Origin of the sequence: Leucobacter sp. M11, from assembly GCF_035726885.1 — a bacterium.
GTDB lineage: Bacteria > Actinomycetota > Actinomycetes > Actinomycetales > Microbacteriaceae > JAPFRB01.
This window is the reverse complement of sequence record NZ_JAPFRB010000001.1, coordinates 528598-530606: the sequence shown is the minus strand read 5'-3', so window position 1 is coordinate 530606 and position 2009 is coordinate 528598. Positions and strand designations below refer to the sequence as shown.

The window sequence follows — 2009 nt, the reverse complement described above, 5'->3', positions numbered from 1 at the left end:
GGCGAGAAGCGGTGGTCACGGGGTGATCCTTTCGCGGTCACTGAGCCCGGTCTGGCGCAGGGTGAGATTGATGCGGCCGGAGTCGAGGCCGAGACCCGTGGGGGCGGTTCCGGGGAAGACCCGGACGACTCCGTGATAAGCGAGCCGGGCGGGCCCCCCGAAGACGAAGAGGTCCCCGGAGGACAGCTCGATGTCTTGGTAGGGGCGGTTTCTCGTCTCGGAATTCCCGAAGCGGAAGAGGCAGCGGTCGCCGAGGGACACCGAGACGACGGGGGCCAGGTCCGGTTCGTCGCGGTCCTGGTGCATCCCCATTGAGGCCGCGGCGTCGTAGAAGTTCGCGAGCACCGCGTCCGGGGCGTAGCCGTTCGCGGTGCCGGTCGGCAGGCCGTTGCCCGCTGCATCGGCCGGATTCGGCACCGCCTCGGCGGCCGCGAGCGCGGTGCGTCCGAGCTGAACCAGCCACTCGGGCACGGGGAGGACCCGCTGCCCGTTCACGTCGACGGCCGCTCGGCTGTAGCCGCCGGGCCGCCAGTGCCAGCCGAGGCAGACGGTGCGTACGCTCATGGGGTGCTCGCCGACCCGGGCCGCCCGGGCGGGCACGGGCCCGGCGGCCCACTCCCGGAATCGCTCGACGAGGAAGCGCTGCTGTTCGAGGGTGAGGAAATCAGGCACCAGCACGGCGCCGGGGGCGAGGATCCGGGGCGGCCGGGCGGCGAAGTCGTCGTCAAAGAGTTGGGCGTGCACCGGCGCTCCTTTCTCCAGACTGCGGCGTGGTCCGTGTGCTTCGGATCCCACTGTACGCGCCGGACGCCCCGCGCCCCGGGGGTGCGGGGGAGCGGGGGAAAAGCCGTCCGATTCTCGCCTGGTGCGGCCAACCATCAGCCGCCGTGCCACCGGGCCGCGTAAGCTCGGAGGCAGGGCACGCCGCGCCGGGACGCACCGGACCGGGGCCGGAACAGCGCAGGGAGACCGCATGAGTGAGCACCAGGACCAGCGCCGGGGAGAGCCGTCGGGAGACGGCCGCAACCCGGTCGCGGGCGGCCCGGTCGAGGATCGCCGCGCGACCGGCTTCGGCAAGCGCATCATGGAAACGATCATCGTTGCCAGCCCCGTCGCGCTGGTCGTGATGGCGCTCACCTCCGGCACTGTCGCGTTCAGCTGGGGCGCGGTGTTCGTGATGCTCGGCCTCGCCGTGCTCGCGGTGCTCACGTGGACGCAGAAGTGGCCCGCCTACGTCTTGATGACCGCCCTCGCGGTCGTGCTGCTGTTTGACCGGGGCCTGCTCGCGATGGCCGGCTGGGCCTACGCCGTGGTGCTGCTGCTCATCGCCGTCACGAACCTCGTCATTTTCCCGCTCGTGAATCGCCGCGCGAGCGCCCGCCCCTCTGGCACCGCCTAGGCCGCGACCGGCCCCGGGATCACCACGCGGGCCGAGCGCTGCCCAGCACGGGCACGGCCCCCTGGCTCCGGCCGGGAATGGTCAGCAGGGGTCGCACCCGACGCAGCATCCCGTGCGCAGACGCGACCTCCTCGGTGTCTTCGAGCGGCACGGGCGCGGGCGGGGGCGATGGGGCCGCGTCCGGCCCCGTGCGGTGCGGCCGGGACAGCAGGTTCCGGGCGAGCCCGCCCAGGCTCACCTCCACGCCGAGCGGGGCTGGGGCCGCGTCATCGCCTGGCTCCGCGTCGCTCGCTCCAAAGGTCGGGATCGGCCGACCCGCAACGGCGGCGAGAACGGAGGCGGCGAGGAAATAGCCTGCGCTGTGATCGAGAGCCTGCGCCCGGAGCGCGCCGGGGCGCTCGGCCCCGGCCGCCTCCGCCCGGGCGATGCCGGACACCGCTTGCACGAGGGAGTCGAAGCCGCGGCGTTCCGCCCAGGATCCGGATGCGGGGTACGCGCGGATCGAGGCGGTGACGAGGCCGGGGTGCCGGTCGCGCAACGCCTCCGCGCCCAGACCGAAACGATCGAGGGCGCCGGGGCGGGAACCCAGGAGCACAATATCGGCGGAGGC

Annotated in this window: 3 protein-coding genes; 1 reads left to right on the top strand and 2 read right to left on the bottom strand. The window is 73.3% G+C overall.

Annotated features, from left to right (window positions below):
• Positions 1 to 15 precede the first annotated feature (15 nt).
• Positions 16 to 744 (bottom strand): alpha-ketoglutarate-dependent dioxygenase AlkB family protein, encoded by a 729-nt coding sequence (locus OOT08_RS02705; protein ID WP_325091005.1) that lies wholly within the window; start codon positions 742 to 744, stop codon positions 16 to 18.
• Between the two features lie 229 nt (positions 745 to 973).
• Here OOT08_RS02705 and OOT08_RS02700 point away from each other — a divergent pair, with 229 nt between their 5' ends.
• Entirely contained in the window at positions 974 to 1399 is a 426-nt protein-coding gene (locus tag OOT08_RS02700) for a hypothetical protein (RefSeq protein ID WP_325091004.1), read from the top strand.
• A 19-nt stretch (positions 1400 to 1418) separates the two neighbouring features.
• On the opposite strand, the gene OOT08_RS02695 is transcribed toward OOT08_RS02700, so the two are convergent.
• Positions 1419 to 2009: CoA transferase (locus OOT08_RS02695; protein ID WP_325091003.1), on the bottom strand; the 591-nt coding region annotated here is incomplete at its 5' end.